At 37.5% G+C, this 20,922-nt stretch carries 23 protein-coding genes and 1 riboswitch; of the genes, 7 read left to right on the forward strand and 16 right to left on the reverse strand.

The annotated features are described in order from the left end of the window. Positions 1-26: 26 nt before the first annotated feature. The 4 genes from RWM19_RS08330 to RWM19_RS08345 all read right to left on the reverse strand — a co-directional run bounded on the left by RWM19_RS08330 (position 27) and on the right by RWM19_RS08345 (position 4,341). On the reverse strand, positions 27-995 hold the full coding sequence (locus tag RWM19_RS08330) for a Gfo/Idh/MocA family oxidoreductase (RefSeq protein WP_313985874.1): 969 nt from the start codon (positions 993-995) through the stop codon (positions 27-29). A 15-nt stretch (positions 996-1,010) separates the two neighbouring features. Then, a complete protein-coding gene (locus RWM19_RS08335; protein ID WP_313985877.1) occupies positions 1,011-1,841 on the reverse strand; it encodes an HAD family hydrolase in 831 nt (276 codons plus the stop codon). Between the two features lie 55 nt (positions 1,842-1,896). Then, complete coding sequence (locus tag RWM19_RS08340; RefSeq protein WP_294022890.1) at positions 1,897-2,598, reverse strand: energy-coupled thiamine transporter ThiT; 702 nt, start codon at positions 2,596-2,598, stop codon at positions 1,897-1,899. Between the two features lie 30 nt (positions 2,599-2,628). Beyond that, a riboswitch (TPP riboswitch) is annotated at positions 2,629-2,717 on the reverse strand. Positions 2,718-3,117: 400 nt separating this feature from the next. Beyond that, positions 3,118-4,341 (reverse strand): histidine phosphatase family protein, encoded by a 1,224-nt coding sequence (locus RWM19_RS08345; protein WP_313985880.1) that lies wholly within the window; start codon positions 4,339-4,341, stop codon positions 3,118-3,120. Positions 4,342-4,477: 136 nt separating this feature from the next. Between RWM19_RS08345 and RWM19_RS08350 the strand changes: the two genes are divergently transcribed. Together RWM19_RS08350 and RWM19_RS08355 are read left to right on the forward strand one after the other, a co-directional pair. Then, positions 4,478-5,812, forward strand: a complete 1,335-nt coding sequence (locus tag RWM19_RS08350) for a potassium transporter TrkG (RefSeq protein ID WP_313985883.1) — start codon at positions 4,478-4,480, stop codon at positions 5,810-5,812. 12 nt (positions 5,813-5,824) lie between these two features. Beyond that, positions 5,825-6,478 carry a TrkA family potassium uptake protein gene (locus RWM19_RS08355; protein ID WP_294021556.1) on the forward strand — a complete coding sequence of 218 codons (654 nt, stop codon included), beginning with the start codon at positions 5,825-5,827 and terminating at the stop codon, positions 6,476-6,478. Here the strand turns inward: RWM19_RS08355 and RWM19_RS08360 are convergent. Beyond that, positions 6,475-7,314: an AraC family transcriptional regulator gene (locus RWM19_RS08360; protein WP_313985888.1), complete on the reverse strand. Its 840-nt coding sequence runs from the start codon at positions 7,312-7,314 to the stop codon at positions 6,475-6,477. The genes RWM19_RS08355 and RWM19_RS08360 overlap by 4 nt on opposite strands. Before the next feature lie 166 nt (positions 7,315-7,480). Here RWM19_RS08360 and RWM19_RS08365 point away from each other — a divergent pair, with 166 nt between their 5' ends. From RWM19_RS08365 to RWM19_RS08380, 4 genes are read left to right on the forward strand one after another with little or no spacing between them, the layout of a single operon-like run. After that, complete coding sequence (locus RWM19_RS08365; protein ID WP_313985890.1) at positions 7,481-8,512, forward strand: iron ABC transporter permease; 1,032 nt, start codon at positions 7,481-7,483, stop codon at positions 8,510-8,512. 2 nt (positions 8,513-8,514) lie between these two features. Then, positions 8,515-9,270, forward strand: coding sequence for an ABC transporter ATP-binding protein (locus tag RWM19_RS08370; protein WP_313985893.1), 756 nt, complete (start codon positions 8,515-8,517; stop codon positions 9,268-9,270). 11 nt (positions 9,271-9,281) lie between these two features. Beyond that, entirely contained in the window at positions 9,282-10,301 is a 1,020-nt protein-coding gene (locus RWM19_RS08375) for an ABC transporter substrate-binding protein (protein WP_294026562.1), read from the forward strand. 1 nt (position 10,302) lies between these two features. After that, a complete protein-coding gene (locus RWM19_RS08380) occupies positions 10,303-10,953 on the forward strand; it encodes an alpha/beta hydrolase-fold protein (RefSeq protein WP_313985898.1) in 651 nt (216 codons plus the stop codon). Positions 10,954-11,195: 242 nt separating this feature from the next. Here the strand turns inward: RWM19_RS08380 and RWM19_RS08385 are convergent, their stop codons facing one another. The 7 genes from RWM19_RS08385 to mutL all read right to left on the reverse strand — a co-directional run bounded on the left by RWM19_RS08385 (position 11,196) and on the right by mutL (position 17,835). Next, positions 11,196-12,149, reverse strand: coding sequence for a hypothetical protein (locus RWM19_RS08385; protein WP_313985901.1), 954 nt, complete (start codon positions 12,147-12,149; stop codon positions 11,196-11,198). Positions 12,150-12,201: 52 nt separating this feature from the next. Next, positions 12,202-12,642, reverse strand: coding sequence for a MarR family transcriptional regulator (locus RWM19_RS08390; protein ID WP_313985904.1), 441 nt, complete (start codon positions 12,640-12,642; stop codon positions 12,202-12,204). A 233-nt stretch (positions 12,643-12,875) separates the two neighbouring features. Continuing rightward, the gene (locus RWM19_RS08395; protein ID WP_313985907.1) at positions 12,876-13,520 is read right to left on the reverse strand and encodes a CpXC domain-containing protein; all 645 of its coding nucleotides are present in this window, start codon (positions 13,518-13,520) and stop codon (positions 12,876-12,878) included. A 9-nt stretch (positions 13,521-13,529) separates the two neighbouring features. Next, complete coding sequence (locus RWM19_RS08400) at positions 13,530-14,231, reverse strand: hypothetical protein (protein WP_313985910.1); 702 nt, start codon at positions 14,229-14,231, stop codon at positions 13,530-13,532. A gap of 72 nt (positions 14,232-14,303) precedes the next feature. Next, positions 14,304-15,035 carry a Bax inhibitor-1/YccA family protein gene (locus RWM19_RS08405; protein WP_313985913.1) on the reverse strand — a complete coding sequence of 244 codons (732 nt, stop codon included), beginning with the start codon at positions 15,033-15,035 and terminating at the stop codon, positions 14,304-14,306. A 74-nt stretch (positions 15,036-15,109) separates the two neighbouring features. Next, complete coding sequence (gene miaA, locus RWM19_RS08410; RefSeq protein WP_313985917.1) at positions 15,110-16,009, reverse strand: tRNA (adenosine(37)-N6)-dimethylallyltransferase MiaA; 900 nt, start codon at positions 16,007-16,009, stop codon at positions 15,110-15,112. Then, positions 16,006-17,835: a DNA mismatch repair endonuclease MutL gene (gene mutL / locus RWM19_RS08415; protein ID WP_313985920.1), complete on the reverse strand. Its 1,830-nt coding sequence runs from the start codon at positions 17,833-17,835 to the stop codon at positions 16,006-16,008. Before mutL ends, miaA begins: the two co-directional genes overlap by 4 nt. A gap of 50 nt (positions 17,836-17,885) precedes the next feature. Here mutL and RWM19_RS08420 point away from each other — a divergent pair, with 50 nt between their 5' ends. After that, complete coding sequence (locus RWM19_RS08420; RefSeq protein WP_313985923.1) at positions 17,886-18,497, forward strand: YigZ family protein; 612 nt, start codon at positions 17,886-17,888, stop codon at positions 18,495-18,497. Here the strand turns inward: RWM19_RS08420 and RWM19_RS08425 are convergent, their stop codons facing one another. From RWM19_RS08425 to RWM19_RS08440, 4 genes are all read right to left on the reverse strand, one after another. Further along, positions 18,498-19,334 (reverse strand): glycoside hydrolase family 25 protein, encoded by an 837-nt coding sequence (locus RWM19_RS08425; RefSeq protein ID WP_313985925.1) that lies wholly within the window; start codon positions 19,332-19,334, stop codon positions 18,498-18,500. 3 nt (positions 19,335-19,337) lie between these two features. Continuing rightward, the gene (locus tag RWM19_RS08430; protein ID WP_313985928.1) at positions 19,338-19,988 is read right to left on the reverse strand and encodes a zinc ribbon domain-containing protein; all 651 of its coding nucleotides are present in this window, start codon (positions 19,986-19,988) and stop codon (positions 19,338-19,340) included. Between the two features lie 52 nt (positions 19,989-20,040). Continuing rightward, complete coding sequence (locus tag RWM19_RS08435) at positions 20,041-20,346, reverse strand: helix-turn-helix transcriptional regulator (RefSeq protein WP_313985931.1); 306 nt, start codon at positions 20,344-20,346, stop codon at positions 20,041-20,043. A gap of 130 nt (positions 20,347-20,476) precedes the next feature. Then, positions 20,477-20,922: methyltransferase domain-containing protein (locus RWM19_RS08440; RefSeq protein ID WP_313985934.1), on the reverse strand; the 446-nt coding region annotated here is incomplete at its 5' end.

Raw genomic sequence — 20,922 nt, forward strand, 5'->3', positions numbered from 1 at the left:
ATTAACAAAGGGCTAGATACGAATATCTAACCCTGTAAAATCGATTGTAATGCTTGTTCTAAAACAGCTACTGTCATCGTTGATTTTTCCAACCACGCATTCATCTGTTCAGTATTTTTTGTGTCAATGATTTCCTGTATATATAGGAATTCATTTTTCATCGGATCTTCCTCTACAACAATATCAATTTCTTCCGTAAGATTTGTCAGACGATCATATCGCTCTCCATATCTTACATATCCTGGTCTTTCCGGATAAACGATTGTGCCATCTTCTGCTTGAATTATCACAAATGGATCAGACGTTGAATCTTTCGCGGCAGTACATACCGCTTGAAAGTCTGGATACTCCATAATCAATATGCCTGATGTATCTACACCATTTTCTGCTAGGTTTGGATAATACTGTACCTTCTTTGGCAAACCAAATAAACCAACAACAAAATGGATATTATATACATTTAAATCCATAAGAGATCCACCACCATGTGCTTTGTCAAAGGTTGGTGTAATGATACCCTTCCTAAATTCATCATAACGACTAGAATACTTGCTAAAGTTGGCTTGTACGAGTTTGATTTTTCCAATCTTTACTATTTCATCTTTTAGGTGTTCATAGTTTTTACTATATCGAGAAAGGATTGCTTCAAATAACATGCATTCATGTTTGATTGCTAGTTCTTGTAGTTCTTTAGCTTCTGCTAGAGTTACAGTAAATGGTTTTTCCACAATGACATGCTTTCCCGCAAGGATTGCACCCTTTGCATATTGGTAATGTAAAGCATTTGTTAAACCAATATAGACAGCATCAAATGAATCATCATTTAGAAATGCTTGATAATCTGTATATTGATTTTGTATCTGGTATTTCTCAACAATTGGTTTCCCCTTTGCTTCATTGCGGCACCATAGTGCAGTAACCGCAATCCCTCCTCTTTGCATCGCTTCGATTGCAATAGGAACGATCATCCCATTTCCAACGATACCTACCTTCATAAATTATTTTCTCCCTTAGTCGATTACACCAAAATGTTTGAATGCATGGTAAATACCATCATCCAAAATATCTTTTGTGACATAATCCGCAATCGCCTTGACACTCTCTGCACCATTTCCCATCGCTATGGAAGTTCCACAATAGGACAACATCGGAATATCATTTCCACTATCCCCAATTCCTATCGCATCACTACAATCAGCGTGGTAATATTCTAGAACTTTCTCAATACCAGTTCCCTTGTTAATATCCTTATTTGTAATTTCTGCCCCATAGAATTTTTTGATAGGGTCTTCGATGACACGGGTGAGGATATATTGACTGTGTAGAGCTTTTTCTAACTGATCAAATTCATGGCCATCTTCGCTATATATACAGATTTTGTATATCTCATCATCTTCATGTGCAGCATCTTCTGGATAAATACAGTTTGCCATTGCATTCTGTACTTTTTCTTCGTAGCTTGCATTCGGTAGCGAAAAGTATTTAAGTAGGAATTCATAACCTAATTCATTCCCATACGCCCCTGCATTTCCTTCTAAGCCATACCCTAGTTTCATACCATTAATCATATCTTTTAAATACTTCAGTTCGTCTTTTGGAATTGGACTATCATAGATACATTTGCGATCGGCATAGACTTTCGCACCAGCCGCAAGGATATAACCATCAATATCATATTCTAGATATGTCACAATCTCAGCTAAGCTTCTTCCTGTACATAAGAATACTTTATGCCCATTCTTCCTTGCTTTATGAATTGCACGTAAAGCACTCTCAGGTGTTTCATTGGTCGTTGGACTATATAAGGTGCCATCAATATCTAGAAATATATATTTTGTCATATCAAATCCTCCGTCTCTATTATAGCCAAAAAACAGACTGGCTTGTACCAATCTGTTACATTCCTTGGATATTTGCTTTTTTTATTCTGCTCATTAGTACCGGAACCATCAATAAACAGACAATCATCGTTACTAAGTTATACCAAAGATTATAACCTAGGGAGAACGTCCACGCTGGTAAGCTTCCAGCTGCAGTGCCCTCTGCCCAGAAATACGCACCGGAAATAACCGTAGAGAAGTACTTGATGATCATTACAATCACAATACCGAAATGACCTTTTGTGCTTGTTAGGAATAGGCCTAATGCAATGACCAAGGCCGCTAATACGATACCAGCTACTAGAGCCATTAAATTCATACCGTAAGAGTAATATACAGCAGCACATGCAGATAAACCAATTAAAGATACCACAGTTAATACAATGGGTTTGCTTGCATGTTCAAATGGCTTAAAGAGCGAAACCATTCCAACAATACTGATTGGTAGCACATAGTCTAATAGAATCTGTATTGGTTGAACAAAATACATTGGAAAGCCTAATACAATTGTTAGTAAGAATGAAGCTAGTCCACACAGAACTCCATACTTCCAACCAAGATGATACGATGCAATCATCAGTGGAATTAACTCCAGTTCAATAGATCCACCATTTGGCATCTGTAGGAAAGGTATCATATTTCCTACCATTTTCAGCGCTACATATAACGCCATGTAGATTGCCATGAATGCAATCGTTTTAATCTGATCGTTTTTCATAAAAAATACACCTCCATTTTGAAGGCGCAAGGAATTAAAAACTGAACTCCCTACGCTAGCTTTACCTAGATCAGGTGATAAGGGTTTTTCTCAGCATGCATGCACCCCTGTTCACGAGTTTAATCATATCACTTTTCGAAACGAAAGAAAAAAGAATATTGCTTGGATGCCCCGTCCCTACAATATTCTTTATTATTTCGCATATTCCAGTGTAATTTGAGGAGGACACGGATATGCATGGATTTTTTCCGGACATTATGTCAATTAGATTTTTTACAAGTCTGCCCATGACTTGTAAATAAAGGGTTCCGGAACACGCAGGTACTGATGCATAAAGGAGTGTGTGATGGAAAGAGTGAGACATCAGTTAGCCTGTGCTAACTGTATGTTAGCAAACACTAACCCTCCTGTCAACAAAGATTATCATTTTTTTGTAAAAATATTCCCAATTTTGTTTCAAATCTCAAACTCGTTATAAAAAGACAACATATGTTACGCCACATGTTGCCCTTTATTCTATTAATCACTCATCTTTTGAATGAGTTCAAACTGATTACTTGTCATTCTAAAGTGTGCGATTCCACAGTTTGGAACGGGATTGATACCCAGTTCGGAGGCTTCTTGGAAGATATCCTCCTTCTTTAATCCAAATAAGGCTTCTAGACATACAAGATAGAAGTCTCCGTGAGAAACCAGTAACACTATATCCTGATTTTGCTGCGTATCATAGATTTCTTGGAACATCGAATACATACGTTTTGTAACATCACCATATTCCTCGCCACCAACATCACCATAGTGCGTATCCATAAAACGTTTGCCACTAGGATCTGCCTCTTTGAATGTCATACCTTCAAGATCACCATAGTTAACTTCACAAATCTTTTTGGTATAGGCAATATTTCCTGGGTGATATTGAGCGATGATTTCCGCAGTATCACGCGCTCTTTCCGCTGTTGAAACATAAATCGTAGAGAAAGGTATCTCCTTTAACTTCTCAGCTGCCTCTTGTGCTTCTTGAATTCCCTTTTCCGTTAAAGGACTATCACATCTGCCCTGCATACGCTCTTGGACATTAAATCTTGTTTCCCCATGTCGCATCAAATAAATATCAATTGTCTTTGGATGATAGATTTGACGATACTCATTCACGTTAATCGGCTCTTGGTCTAAGAAGAACTTTCCATCCTTATAATGGAATATCAACATGCCTGTATTCGGCATGAGCCAACGATCTTGTGCCTTACAGCGTTCTACATAATCATCCAGATTCATTCCAAACAGGATTTCTAATATACGTACTGCATAGGCACCATGGCCAACCAATAGAATTGTATCGCCATCACAAGATTCCTCAACGATGCCCTGCATCGTTGTACGAACTCTTTGTGCAAATCCTGAATTTGTTTCCCCACCTTCTGATGACCAATCATCAAAGAATGGAGAATCCAAAACTTCTTCCTTACGTGCACCATCTAAAGAGCCAAAGGAGAACTCCTTCAAGCCTTTGGTAAGGATTAATGGAATATCATGATACTTACAGATTTCTTTCGCTGTATCCCAAGCTCGTTCAGAGGTTGAACAATATGCACGATTAAACGGCACATTTCTGAGTGCAGACGCAACATTTTTTGCCTGTTGAATACCCTCTTCTAGCAGTGGACTATCACACCAACCCTGCATACGACCTTTCAGGTTAAATAAGGTTTTCCCGTGTCTAACAAAGTAAAATTTTAATTCCATGTATTTTGTACCCCAATTCTTTGTATTTTCTCTTATTTTCCACAAATAATGTTGGTAATAAATGTCGAGAATACTATAATATTTTAGTCGTTATGATAGTATCATATACGTATATACTACATTCTGAAAGGGTATTATGAATTTTCTTAGAAATAAACTACATCTAACATATCCACAGATGATTATTCTGGGATTTGGGGCGATTATCTTATTCGGTGCATTGTTACTAACAACACCGCTTGCTAGTCAATCTGGTCAATGGACACCATTTATCAACGCACTATTCACATCAACGTCGTGTGTTTGTGTGACGGGATTGATTGTTTACGATACCGCCACATATTGGAGCTTCTTTGGACAGCTTGTCATTATTATTCTGATCCAGATTGGTGGACTTGGTGTTGTAACGGTTATCACATCCTTGGCGCTCATCACTGGTAAACGCATTGGATATCTTGCTCGTTCTACTTTGGCAAACTCCATCTCAATCTCAGCTGTTGGTGGAATTATCCGCTTACTACACTTCATCTTTAAGATTACATTTATGGTGGAAGGTTTCTTCGCCATACTCATGTCATTTACATTTATACCGGATTTTGGACTCGTCAAAGGTATTTGGTATAGTATCTTCCATTCTATCTCAGCTTTCTGTAACGCAGGCTTTGACTTAATGGGTGTACGCGAACCATTTTCATCCTTAACAACTTATGTATCCAATCCAATTATTAATATCTCAATTATGTCTTTGATTCTGATTGGTGGATTGAGCTTCGCCACTTGGGCAGATATCAAAGAATATAAGTTCAAATTACATCGTTATCACATGCAGTCTAAGATCATCTTATTGATGACCGCAATCCTAGTCATATTCCCTGCAATCTACTTCTTCTTTGTGGATTTTACAGGCATGCCTTTAGGGTCAAGAATCCTAGCATCCTTCTTCCAATCTGTAACACCACGTACTGCTGGATTTAATACAGTAGATCTTACAAAGATGACTGAATCCAGTATCTTCTTACAGATTATATTAATGTTAATTGGTGCTGCACCAGGTTCTACTGGTGGTGGTATGAAGATGACAACCTTCTTCGTATTAGTCACAACAAGTATGGCAATCTTTAGAAACCGTTCCCGTACAGAGAGTTTCGGTAGAACAATCCCAGAGACAGTCGTACGTAACGCTGCCACAATCTTGATGCTATATATCTCATTATGTATAGGCGCCGCAATGATTATTAGTGTTATTGAGAATGTCCCAATGGTAACCGCAATGTATGAGACCGCATCCGCAATCGCTACCGTAGGTTTAACCCTTGGTATCACACGTGACTTAACGATTATTTCAAGAATCATCTTAATCTTCCTAATGTTCGCTGGACGTATTGGAGGACTCACCTTGATTTATGGTATGTTCCCATTCCGCAATCAATGTTTAGGTAGATGTATTGAAGAAAATGTAGCCGTAGGCTAAATAGGAGAGAGTATGAAACAGATTTTAATTATTGGTATGGGGCGTTTTGGCCGTCATATTGCCCGCAAGTTAAATGATTTAGATATTCAGGTATTAGGTATTGATAATGATGAAGATAAGGTAAGAGAAGTATTACCTTATGTCACAAACGCCGAAGTTGGTGATGCGACAAACCAAGATTTTTTAAAGACACTAGGTCTTAAGAATTTTGATGTTTGTATCGTTGCGGTTGGTGATAACTTCTTAGCTTCCCTAGAAATTACTTCTTACCTCAAGGAGTTGGGCGCAAAGAAAGTTGTATCCCGTGCTGCACGTGATACACAAGAAAAGTTCTTATTACGAAATGGCGCAGATGCAGTTGTATATCCTGAAAAGTTAATGGGTAACTTAACTGCCATGCGTTATAGCAGTGATAATATCTTTGACTACATTCAAATCGGCAAAGACTTCGCGGTATTCGAAATCGCTGTACCTAATGAATGGTTAGGTAAGACAATCGGTCAGGTTGATGTACGTAAACACTACAACATCAATATCATTGCGATTAAGAAAGATGACGATATCTCTGTTACACCAGGTGCTTCCCATATACTCAACTCTGAAGAATCCTTATTAGTATTAGGAAAAGACAAAGATATCCGCAGTGCTTTCCATATCTTAGGTTAGTTCTCTTTCGATTGTCTTCGATATGCAATATCCCCTCCTTCATTTTGATAGGTATGACTCGGAGATATTCCAAAATGTTTCTTATACAATCGACTAAAATATAGTGGATCTTGATATCCTACATTCCAAGCAGCCTCCGTTACTGAATAACCCTTCAGTAATAAATCGGCTGCTTTTCTTAATCGCAAACGAATTAGATAGTCAATTGGACGAATATGATAGACTTTATTGAACTTATAGGAGAAATGTGCCTCATCCATCTGTGCAGCTTTGGCTAAATCCTTTAACTTTAGATTCTCATGATATGAAGTTTCCATCAGTTCAATCGCATTTTCAATCTGTAATAATTCCTGATTGATATATGAATAGCCAAAGGAGCTAAGAATCAGTTGTTGGGCGATTAAGTTACGTTGAATCTGGTCATCCCAGTTTGCACGCATGACACTATTCTTCAAACGATTTAATAACTCAATAAAACTACTATCTTGAAGTGAAGAAATTTTATATACCATATTCATGATGTCGCTACTACCGTGCCATGGAACCTCTGGATCGTAATAAATATTCAAATGGACAAACGGTTCCTTTGAAGTAACTTCAAATGTAACTCTTTGATTTTTCGCTCCGTGAATAATATCGTTTGAACTAGCATGGAATGTTTGGTCATTAAAAGAAATGATTGCGGATCCCGAAAGAGGGTAAATAAAGGCACTATGCGTTGTATCATAGGAAATCTGTTTTCTACTTTCTTTGGTCTGTAAAGAAATTCCCGTAATCAATAACTTACGACTGGTATATTCTTTCTGACAAGCAATCACAAAATCCTTTTTCTGCATACTTTCACCTCTTTTTTTATACAATCTTTCTTACATGGATAATATTTTATATAATTATCCATGTTTTTTTACTATTCTACATTTAAATTCATAAACTTTCCATTTATAATGATACGGTGGTTAGTTTGCTCTAACTAACTTAAGCGAAAGGTATAACATAAATTCAATGATAGTAAAGTCGAAACGTGATATTACATTTCCATATCTATTACTGTTCTTATGTGTCTGTTTGGGGATATCCTTACTAGTTGCCGTATCTCTAGGTGCTGTAAAGATTCCTATCTTAGATACATATCAAATTATCATCAAGCAACTATTTCATATTGGAAATATAGATCATATTGCGAAATCTACGATTGCGATTGTATGGAATATGCGTAGTCCTCGTGTCATTATGGGACTTATCGCTGGTGCAGGTCTTGCGCTTTGTGGCAGTACGATGCAGACGACGGTTAATAATCCCATCTGTGAACCATATATATTGGGAATCTCCGCAGGTGCAACCTTTGGCGCAACTCTCCTAATTATCCTAGGACTTAAATCATTGATTGGTTTTGGTGCCTTCCTTGGCGCAATTATCGCAACGATTATCGTATTGGTGATTGCTTCTGCAGGTAAAAAGATTACGACCACGAGCTTGGTATTATCTGGTGTTGTTGTCAATGCACTATTTAGTGCCATTTCCAACTTCATCATCTCTATCGGCGCAAACTCCGACAATATGATGACCATTAAATTCTGGACCATGGGCTCTCTTGCCAGTTCCTCTTGGGGAAGTATTCTCCTTCCATTCATCATTATCTTAGTTGCCTGCCTCTTCTTTATGACACAACACCGCATCATGAATGCGATGTTAATGGGAGATGAAGTTGCTATCACTTTAGGTATTTCTCTTCAGAAATACAGAATGATTTACATGCTAGTCATTGCATTTATCACCGGTATCCTCGTTTCAAGTTGTGGAATTATTGGCTTTGTGGGACTCATTACACCACACATCGCAAGAGCTCTAGTCGGAACAAGTCACCAGAAGATGATTCCTATCTCGGTAATCTTAGGCAGTCTCTTTGTCATATGGGCAGACGTACTAGCACGTTGTCTTTTACCAAATGCAGAACTCCCAATTGGTATCTTTACAGCACTGGTTGGTGCACCATTCTTTGTCTACATTGTCATCAAGAATCAGAAAGGTGGTTAAATATGGATTTAACTTGTAAAGATGTATGTTATTCCATCAAGGATAAAAAAATTCTAGACCACGTTTCCATCAATGTAGATAAACAGCGCTTCGTTACTATTCTCGGCCCAAATGGCTGTGGAAAAACAACCCTGCTCAAGAACATCTACCGTGTTCTAAAAAGAGATTCTGGTGAGATTGTATTCAACGGCAAAAGCATTGATGATTTGCATCTAAGAGAAGCCGCAAAGAAAATTGCAGTCGTAGCACAGTTCAACGAAATCAATTTCGATTGCAGTGTTAAAGATATGGTTCTTCTCGGAAGAACTCCACATATCCCATTTATGCAATCGGAAAAACATAAAGACTACGAAATCGTTGAAGATGCTCTCCAGAAAGTTGGCATGCTCGATAAAGCAGACCGCTCCTACCTCTCATTATCCGGAGGAGAAAAACAACGTGTTGCCTTAGCCCGTGCTATTGCACAACAACCAACCCTACTTCTATTGGATGAGCCAACCAATCACTTAGATATTCGATATCAAATTGAAATCCTACAAATCGTAAAAGATTTAAACATCAATGTTCTTGCGGTATTACACGATATTCAACTTGCATGTCGCTATTCAGATTATATCTATCTGATGAAACAAGGTACCATCCGCTATGAAGGAAAACCACAAACAACAATCACAGAACAATCGATGCACGATGTATATGGCATCAACTGTAAACTAACATGGACCCCTGATCAACAGGCATTAATAGAGTATATATGAAAGGAAAACTCATGAAAAAATTATTAAACGCTACACTCGCTGCAGTATTATCATTCTCATTGATTGGTTGCAGCAACAAATCCACAACATCCCAAAAGGACAGCACAACAGCTACTACAGAAAACACAGCAGAAACAAAAGCAGAAGAAACAAAGTATCCAGTAACAATCACAACATATAACGCTGATGGCACAGAAATCCAACAGACATTCGAAAAAGCTCCAGAACACGTTATTACAAACAACCTATCTGCCACAAAGATCTTAATTGATTTAGGACTACAGGATAAGATTGTTGGTATGCTTGATCCAGATAACAAGGTTACAGATAGCTACGCTGAAGCAATCGAAAAGATTCCTCACATTGGTGATAAGAAGACAGTATCTCAAGAAGTAGCACTCTCCTACAACCCAGATGCAATTATCGGTAGAAATATGATGTTCTCAGACAAGTCACTTGGAACTGTAGATACATGGAACCAAAATGGTATCAGCATCTACTCCCAAAAGGCATCTGTTTCTAACACAGAACAAAGCTTAAACAACGTTATTGAAGACATCATCAACATCGGTATCATCTTCAACGTACAAGAAAAAGCAAACGCATACGCTAAGAAGCTACAAGAAAGAGTTGATTCTGTACTATCCGCAAATAAAAATCAACCAAAGGAACTAAAGAATGCACTCATCATGTGTGCATACAATGATGAAACATATGGCGCATACAAGTCAGCACTACAAGAAAGTGTTCTAAATGCATTTGGTTACACGAATATCGCAACAGGAACTTCTGGATTAACTCTAGAAAACTTAGTTACATCTGCACCAGAATTCATCATCTACGTTACAAGCGACCGCAATCAGAAGTTAGATGCTAACGCCGTAGAACTCATGAAGAATAACGCAGTACTCGCTGATGTTCCAGCAATCAAGAACGGTAAGATTCTAACAATCTCATATGATGAATTAATGGATTACGGTCCATCTGTGATTGATGCACTTGAAACAATCAACTCATTCCTAAAGAAATAAAATGATGATTCAAACAAAACTATCACTACCACAACACTACGATCCAAATTACGCATATCCACTCATTCTATGCAATGATGGTAACCTACAACATCTATACACTTGCAAAGAAAAAGCAATTCTCGTAGGACTACTACCAGAAAATAGATTAAAAGATTATACGCCTTGGCAAGCAGAAGCTACCAGAGCAGGCGCAGAAAACTTTGGTGGACAAGCAGATGAATATCACAATGAACTATTCAATAACGTTCTACCAGAACTTCAAAGTAGATATTCTATCGATACAAACAAAATCATTTATGGTGGCTATTCCTTAGGAGGATTAGCCGCTGTATATAGTTTGTATCGAACAAACATTCCTAGTGCAGTATTCTCCATCTGTGGTTCCTTCTGGTATCCAGAGTTCGTTAACTTCTGCAAAGAGAATCCCGTTATCAACCAAAACGCTAGCGTTTACCTATGTAACGGGAAAACAGAAGGTATTCATCACCACAATATTCTAGATACAGCTCCACAATGTGCAGAAGAAATCCATACTTTGATACATGAAAAATTAAATGATATTACATCTGTATTCGATGATTTTGGACATCATGAAAATCTAACCAATCGTTATAAAGCTCTATCCGATTGGTTAGAGAAACAACTATAAGTACTACATAACAAAAGGCGCTAGCAATGTAGCGCCTTTTGCCTATATTGGATATACTACCCCTATAACAAGAAAAGACCTCCGCATGGTCTTTTCTTGTTTTTATTTAATAAGGGGATAGAATTTCACTGATGCTTGCTAAGGGGAGCAATCATTCAGGGCAGATATTCCTATCTGCACTTATATAGTACAAATTTATTGTCACTCAAATATGGCAAGATTTTGTAAAATTATGTGATGTATTATCCAAGAATTCTTGTGATGCTAGCAGCCTTATTCTTTTGTAATAATGTTACGAGTGGAGAAATTGCACCACCTATAGCAGCTACACACTGGAATGCGAACATTACATAATAATCTGCACTATCGATAATACCCTTTTCCATCATCTCAGGAAGAACACCAAACGCATCCATCATACGAACATTAGTATAGCCTTCTTGGTGGAAAATTCGTGTGACTGTTAGGGCAAAGTCAAACTTATTTGCATAATACACACCGATTAGCATTAATACAAAACAGATTACGATACCAATCTTACTTAACTTGCCCGCACCCTTTTGGTATGCAGTTAGTGTCAAAAATCCCATCACAACACCACCAAGTAGTGAGATATATCCTAATTGTCCAACGATAACAATGAGGATTGCACCAACAATAACACCACCTAAAGCAAATGCTGTACCTAATGCATAGTTTTCAACTACAACAGGTGCTGCAGCTTGTTCTACAGCACGTTCCGTCAACATTTGATTCGCAACTTCCTCTGTATAGAAGTGAATCACGCCACGATTAATAAATACTTTTGTATCTGCAGGTTCTAATGTTTCTTCAGCACAGTTAGAATAACCATTCATATGGAACCAGTTAATAACTTCTGGAATTGAAGAAATAACATTCTTCGCTTTTCCATTTGCAGTTAAAGCTGTTTTGAATGTGATAGTAACAACATTTCCATTTGCCTTTGCACTGCCAACCTTCTTCACTGCACTTACAAGTCCACGTAGATTTAAATCATTTGGTTTACGATTGTCTTGGTCAACAAGGCTGAACTTGGCGATAATTGTATATACATTTTGAAATGTTGTTAATGCATATGTATATCCCATTTCTGTAGCACAAGCTACACCTGCATCCTTATCGTATGCAATCCCTAATCCACTTGCGACTCTTCCTAAAATAGTATAGTCTTTCATATTTCCTCCATATAAATAAAAAGATAGATTACTCTATCTTATTTCACCATAACTATTCTACTATCTCTAGCATAGCAGATGCAACAGTAGCCATATTTGCCACAAAAGACTTCTTTTCTTCAGCGCTTAAATGACCAAGTGCCTTTGTAAGAACCTTACCGATTCTTTCCACAATATGTTCTGTAACTTCTTTACCTGTTGTAGTTAGTACAGCATGTGCTCCATATCTGCTCTTACCGTTGCGATATTCAAAACGAATGAATTTTCCTTTTGCTAACTCGGCAAGAGATCTAGAAACTGCTGCCTTGTCCATCTTGCTACATTCAACTAATTCTGTGTTTGTTAAGCCTTCAGGGTTAAAGCCTAAATATAATAGTAACATTGTTTCTGCGCCCTTAAGCTTTGTTGATTTGATTTCTTCCGCCTTAATTGCTTGAATGCAATGACTAAATACATTTGTTGCAACCACGAAATCACGGCCCTTTTTGTTCATTTTATTCTTTTTCCCTTCTTAATTATCATTCGAATGAGTGGCATCTAACCACCGTCACTACATACCGACAATTTCTATTATAAGTATTATCAAAATAATTTACATAGTTTAGTCAAAATAAATTTTATTATTTTATACATTTTTGAACATCTGTATGAAAAATTTTCAAAAAGTGCATGCATGTTTATCGAAAACCATGCATGCACTTCTTATAACCTGTATTATACGATTGTTTAAGCCTTGCCAGCCGCTTCTGTATAAGCACTGATAATCCAATCATGATTGATACGTGGAAAATCTGTTTCGTCAATCGCGAAGCGATCTTTATCTACTTTCATCTCTTCTTCAAGAACACTAATTGGTATTAGGAATGACATTCCCTTATCATCTGCTCGTACATTAATCTTCATTACATCGTTTTCGGTATGTTGATATTCAATACCAGTCACATCTTCTGTAGTTCCTTTTTTATTGTCGATATACTCAATAAAGCTGTCATATTTTGCAAGCTCTACCATGATGTCATCTACACCATCTTCAAAAATCTGTATTTTTTCGGCGAATTCTTGTACTGTAGCACAACGTCTTAACTTAAATCCTTGCTTTACAAGTGGCTGTGCCAACTGTTTCAAAGACTCTGCAGGCTCTTGTTGACTAAGCCAAATCAAGAATTTTCTTGATGGATCAGAATACACAAGTGGTGGTTGGATCATGAATGCATGTTGACAATGTGGACATGTATGTCTAAAAATATCTCCACTAATGCACGCTTCCTTGAGATCTGGATCTTGTTCGGCGTTGATTGCTGTATAGATTGTTGTATCAAATTCCTTATGACAATAAGGACAAGTATATCTAATATCTTGGCTTTGGCTCATGTTATTCTCCTAACTCTTCATAGAGATTCCAGAAAAATCAATCCCTAATTTCCCTGTCTCATTTACAATTTTTTCTAACACTTCTGACTCTTCTTCGCTGAGTGTTTCTCCACCGAATAAGATAATCAAATGTGCTTCATCATCTGTGTAATATGGGATTGCCCATACTTTATCTGTAAAGTGTAATCCAATTTCTTGACTAGGTTCTTCATCTACTTCACCTACAACAAACGGCCCATGGATTCCTGTTAAGCGCACTGTTATCTCGTGGATAATAGAACCATGCATGACACCTGCTAGTACAGTATCTGGATAGAATGGATCACGTAATGCGTCTAATCTTTCATCTTTTCGCAAACGTCGTAAGTCTTCATCCTTCGTTTCTGTCTTTTCAATCCATGAGGCATTCTTCTTTACCATTTGCACCGTTTCATTAACAACTCTGACTTCACGATTACATACTTGTTCCATCGTATAGAACCCAAGCATCTCTGGATTATCCATTCCTCTAAGACATGTTTCCCATGAATTACCGATGGATAGCACATTAAACATCAACATTCCGTCTTCTGTACAGTACGCTGAACATACCGCATAACAATCATCCTGATGTACTTCAATCTTATCTTTTAACAGTTCTGTTAAATCATCCGCTTCAATCGTAATATACTTCTGATACATCACTGTAAAATTTAGTTCTGCGACTTTCATCCATCAATCCTCCTTCCTGGTGAAAAATGACAGGTCTTTACGACCTGTCATTATTTTAACATTGATTTGTGATTAACGTCTTCTTCTACCTAAAATTCTTAGTAAGTATAGGAACATATTGACGAAGTCTAGATATAACTGTAATGCACCATAGATGGCAAGTTTATCTCTTTGATCTGTTCCATCAGCTGACATATAGTAGAACTGCTTGATACGTTGAATATCAAATGCTGTATAAATCATGAAGATAAATAGTCCAAGATATGCAATCAATAGATTATCACGTAATGCTGGAATAAAGATGGATACGACACTTGCGATGATTAACGCAAATAATCCTCCAAGTAAGATTCCTTGATACTTTGTTAAATCAACATTTGTAACATGACCAATCACTGCACAACTGATAAATAAGATTGCCGCAAATACAAACGCTTGGAATACAACGCCTACTCCATACGCAAGTGGAATAACGCCAAATGTAACACCACTTAGAGCTGCGTATGTTAAGAACAATGCATTACATGCGCCTTTTGATAAACGTGTAATTGCCGTATTGAGAGAAATTACTAATACAAACTGCGAAATCAATAAACCAATCTGGATAAAAAATGCAAAATCACTAAAGAATACGATACGTGCTAATGTTCCTCTTGTGACTAGGGAGTGGTAGAAAAGATACGCAACTGCCGCTGTAATCGTTAAACCAATTCCCATGTGTGTAAATACTTTTGTTATATAAGCTTTGAGACCAGCTTGCTCATCATAAGCTCCATAAACATTGTTTCTGTCAAATTCACTCATTGTTAAGTCCTCCTGACAATATTATTATATGACTATTTGACCTAAAGTCAAATTGTATATTTTAAGATTTGTTTTTATTTTTGATACCAATGTACCAAGTCATCTAGCATTTCTTGACGTTGTATAGCGTTGTTATTTTCAAACCATTCTACATCCATCTGATGATGGAACCACGTATACTGTCGCTTTGCGAATTGGCGAGAATGTTTTTGAATCTCTTCTTTAACTTCTTCAAGGGATTTCTTTCCTTCAAAATATCCTTCCCATTCACGATAGCCAATTCCCTTCATACATGCATCTGTAAAAGATACCCCATGCTGTAATAAGCTTTCTACCTCTTGTTTTAAACCTGCTTGAAACATCTTTTCTACACGTGCATTAATGCGTGCATAGAGCTCTTCACGCGGCATTGTACAGCCGATAATGCGTGCATCATACAACATACGATGATCTTGTTCAGCTATCATTTCACTCTGTACTTTTGGACTTCTTCTTGCAATAGTCAGACTTCGTAATAGGCGCTGTCGATTGTTTGGATGAATCTTCTCACTTTGTTTAGGATCTAATTCTACTAGTTGCTTGTACAGTTCTTCATTACTGTAGTTTTCTAAGTCCCCATCAATACCAGCACCACTTTCATCACTGAACTGATAATCATACAAGCATGCCTTAATATAGAGACCTGTACCACCACAGATAATCATCGGTTTCTCACTATTGTCTATTAAATCTCTCGCTTTTGCTTGAAAGTCCGCAACTGTATAGCTTTGTTTGGTCGTATAGATATCAATCAGATGATGTGGTACACCATCCATTTCTTGGATTGTCACCTTGCCAGAGCCAATATCCAAGCCTTCATAAACCTGTATGGAATCTCCACTGATGATTTCTCCACTTAACTTCTTCGCAAGTTCAATCGCAAATTCACTCTTTCCTACTGCAGTAGGGCCAACAATGACAATTACTTTTTTCATCGTAAGAATTCCTTTACTAAGGTCTTTTCATCCAGTGTGATAAAGGTTGGTCTACCATGTGGACAATGATATGGATTTTCACATAGAGATAATTGACGCACAACTTCCTTCATTTCATCCATTGTTAAGCTACGATTAAAGCGAATGGAATGGTGACAAGCCATTGTCGCAATCTTCTTCTTTTCCATGCGTGCATATTTTATATCACGATCATTCTTAAACAGATCAATTACATCATTCAAGAATTGTGTTTCATCAATATCCTGCATCCATACTGGTACACTATGTACAACTAATGTATCTTTTCCAAATGGTTCAAATACAACATGGATATCTTCCACTGCCGCATTGATTTCTTCAACCCGTCGTACAAGATCGTTACCCGCATGAATTGTAATTGGCACTAAACAATCCATCATCACAGGATCTTGGTTTAGCTTTGCTTTGTATTCTTCGTAATGTACACGTTCTTGTGCCGCATGTTGGTCGATGATGACAAGCCCCTTCTCTGTTGAGCAGAGGATAAATTTCTCATGGAGTTGACCGATGACTTCCATCGGTGGAAAGACTTGTTTCTGAGGCTTATATTCTGGATATTCCTGTTCAAACTGCGACGAGACACGTTTGAGTTCAGCTTCTGTTTCCTTGATTTCTTCTTCTAAAGTTATTTCTTGTTTCTCAACTTTTACTTCTTGTGCGGTAGAAATAACTGGCTCAACAACAGATTGTCTGCGCTCTTGTTCCTTACGATACTCTGCTTCCTGTATCAAACGGTCAGTATCGAAAGAAATTGGTTGATAATATTCTTGTCTTGCTTCACGGACTTCCGCCGCAGGCGCAAGAACCGTGCCACGCAACATATTTGCGACATTGTTTTTAATAAGTGTTTCTAATTGAATTTCCTTTGATAAACGTACTTCCCATTTGGAAGGATGTACGTTTACATCTAAAAGATGAGGATCCATTGCTATATCTAAGACACAAATTGGATATCTACCCTTTACAATGAAGTCTTCATAACCATCTTGTACTGCTTTATATAATTTATAGGTTCTTACCATTCTACCGTTTAGGAATAGATTCATTCCTGTACGGCTAGCACGTGTGATATTTGGTTTGATGAGATAACCCTTCACACTATAATCAAAGTCACTAAAATCTACAGGAATCGCATTCTCTGCGGCCATTCTGCCAAACACCTGATATACAACCTCTAAAAGATTGCCCTGTCCGCTAGTGCGGAAGGATTCTCTATCATCACTGCGCAAAATAAACGCAATCTCTGGATGGGATAACGCAAACTTCGAAACAACATCCTGAATGAGAGATGCTTCATATGCAGCGGAGCGCATATGCTTAAGACGTGCAGGTGTCTGATAGAATAGACCTTCTACTGAGATTTCTGTTCCCTGGTTACATGGATATGGTGTAACACTTTCCGTATTGCCATAGGCAACGACAACTCTTGTCGCATCCTTACCATCAGATGTGCTTAATACCATCCTAGATACAGAAGCGATCGATGGTAGTGCTTCGCCTCGAAAGCCCAATGTATGAATGGACCATAAATCATTCTGTGATTGAATCTTTGATGTCGCATGACGACCAAAACAGAGTTGTGCATCCTGTGCATCCATACCACAACCATTATCAATGACACTTAAGCGTTGGATTCCACCTTCTGTGATATTGACCTCAATGCGAGTACTACCTGCATCAATTGCGTTCTCCACAAGTTCCTTAACGACACCCATCGGTCTTTCTACGACCTCACCAGCCGCAATCATATTCGCTGTTAATGTATCTAATTGTTTAATTTTTCCCATATTTTTTACCTGCGTATATTATACTATAATGATTTATGAAAGAGGTTATCATGCGTCTAAAAAATGAATTCCGTAAAGAAACTGTCATCCAAAAATCACGTTTTATCGCCTGTGCTACAGTCGCAAAGAGCGAAGAAGAAGCCAAAGCATACATCGACTACATCCGTGACGAATTCCGTGATGCGACGCATGTATGTACTGCATATATCGTCGGAGAAAACGATGCGTATCAAAAATCTAATGATAATCATGAACCTGCAGGTACTGCTGGCATCCCTATCCTTGAAGCAATTCGCAAAGCAGGATTATCTGATACGGTAGTCTGCGTCGTGCGTTACTTTGGTGGGATTAAACTTGGAGCCGGTGGATTAATTCGTGCATACGGTGGCGCAACCACAGCAGTTTTACAAGATGCCTATAAAGTAATAGACGTATCTATCGCTACCTGGCATGTAAAATACCCATATGAATATATCGGTAGCGTAGAAAACTGGATACGCAATCATACAAGTGATGCTAGTTTTGATTATGATGATGACGCCCATGCATACTTTGCAAGTAACGAGGAAAATCTACAAGACACATTCTCAGACCTAACAAAAGGAAGTGCAGAAATAGAAAAAACAGGTTCCACTCTTTACGAAGAACCTGTCAATGAATAACTATTTTTTTACAAACATGACATTCATATCAACGTTTGTGGAGATACCATCTACTGTTCCGGCATCTGTATACTGCCAGATACTAAAATGATAATTAAAGTTTGGTACAGAGGAATAATCTGCTACCCAAAAATCATAATCATGTAGATAATTTATATCAAATACCGTCTCAAATAATTGAGAACTGCTGTATACCATTGCTTGGTAGCCAGCATTTTTTATATGGTTCATAAATGTAACAGCAGCTTGCGTACGCTCCTCAGAGGTCGTATTTTCTACACGATCTGTCGCATTACTTACTTCTTCTAAGTCAAATACAATTGGAAGTTGTAGTTTGTATTTCTTTACACGTTCTAGGACAAAGTCCGCCTCAGCACGTGCTTCTTCCGCAGAAACTGCTTGGGAGAAGAAATAAACACCTACATCAATTCCATTTTCTATTGCACCTTGGATATTCTCTTCAAAGTATGCATCATCCATAAGAGCACCTGTTTCATACCCACGATATCCAATTTGAATCATCGCAAACTTCACACCATTGTTTTTAACAGCCGACCAATCGATTGACTTTTGGTGAGATGAAACATCAATACCAATCACAGATGTATATGAATCATCCTCATAGGTTGGAAGCCCATTACGCCATGTTAAGTTATCCCAGTTATATGTATGCATGTTTGGATCAGTCTCAACAAGCTGTTCCTCTAGTAAGAATTGTCTTGCACGATATGCTTGCATATAAATATTGCGAATTGTCATTAATATAAAACAGATTACCACCGCAATAGCAATGGCCCACGTTCTCTTTACTCTTTTCTTTCTACGATAATATCTCATCACTTACCACAGCGTTCTAAATCCCAGTAATGAAACTAGACCAAAGAACTTTCCAAGTGTATGTTGAGAAACGAGTATCGTAAGAATAACTGCATACATAGACGTAATTAACGCAATCATTAAGAACTGGTTTCCTCTCTTCACTGTCGCAAAAAGAGAGCCCATACAAAATGACATCGATAGAAGCATTGCCCATACCCATAGTGCTTCAAGCGTTTGGAAGAAAATAAATATTCCCGCGAGTAATATAAATACTGTAGGAACAAATATAATTCGCGCCACATCACAGTATACATTCTCTGGTTTTTGTCCTTCTTTGCGGTTCAAATAACAATATGTATAAATACTTCCCACAAAGAAAATTGTTAGTCCAATTCCACAGGTGATACATCTTAGGATTAAAATATTCGCAATCAGATTCAATATCACAATAACAACTGATGCCGAAAATGATATCTCAACGCCTTGGAAAGGATTTCCCGCAGCCTTCCATAGTGTAATAAGATCAGACTTGTAGAAATGAAACCTTGAAAACATACTCTCTTTTACAGCCTCAGGTTGTGATTGTTCTATCTGTTCTACAACCTTTGCGCCGCAATAACCGCAGAACTTGCTTTTGTTAGATATTTCTTTTCCACAATTCTTACAAATCATTTGGCACCTCCGCAATAGGACTTCATTATAACACTATTAATTAAAAATCTATTTAGCGTCGTGTATAATTTAGCAATTCTGCTAGTTTACCAGAGATAATTCTACTATCTTCTAGCATGGTCTTTGTTTTAACGTTGTAACTAAAATACAGTAGCAGCGTTAAGAATGTATGCCAACTCATTTGACGTCTGCCGGTTTCCACTGCACTATATGTCTGACGAGAGATACCTAGAATCATGCATAATTCTTCTTGCGAGATTCCAATACGAGCACGAAATACTGGTAAATCATCCGTTAACATTTTAATATATGCTTTCTTATCTGATGTTGATAACATCGTAACTTTTTCATTTGACATCACAAATCCTCCATAATGACTATAGATAAATTATGCTGTTGTTATTTTCTATGGTCAATGGACCGTTTCTTGAGATTTCCTAAATATTGCATAAAAAACAGGGTATTCTCCTAATGTACGTTCTATCACATTATAGTTTAATGCAAAGTGTAGCTATATAGTCACTTCCATAATGAGATAATCTATGTCTGTTGTCACACGATTCATAAAAATCTATCATAGCAAGACCATTTTTAAGTTGTCCTCTAATCTGAGTTTCTAAGGTATGGCTAAATTCATATCCATATTCTGGATTTATGGTTATCTTGCCTTCCTCTTCAAGCTCTCTTGAATTAAAAGGTATTGAAAACTTTAAAAGTAATTCCTCATCAGGCTTGTCCCATACAATATCAGCATCATACATGTATATCCAAGGATTCATAAATCCAATCATTAATAATCCACCCTTTTTCAATACGCGAGCGGCTTCTTTATATATGTTTTCTAAATCTTCTACATATACATTTGAAACCGGATTAAAAATAATATCAAACGTTTCATTTTCAAATGGAAATGGTTTTGTCATATCGCCTTGAA

The sequence above is a fragment of the uncultured Solobacterium sp. genome, from assembly GCF_963517755.1.
Lineage (GTDB): Bacteria > Bacillota_I > Bacilli_A > Erysipelotrichales > Erysipelotrichaceae > Bulleidia.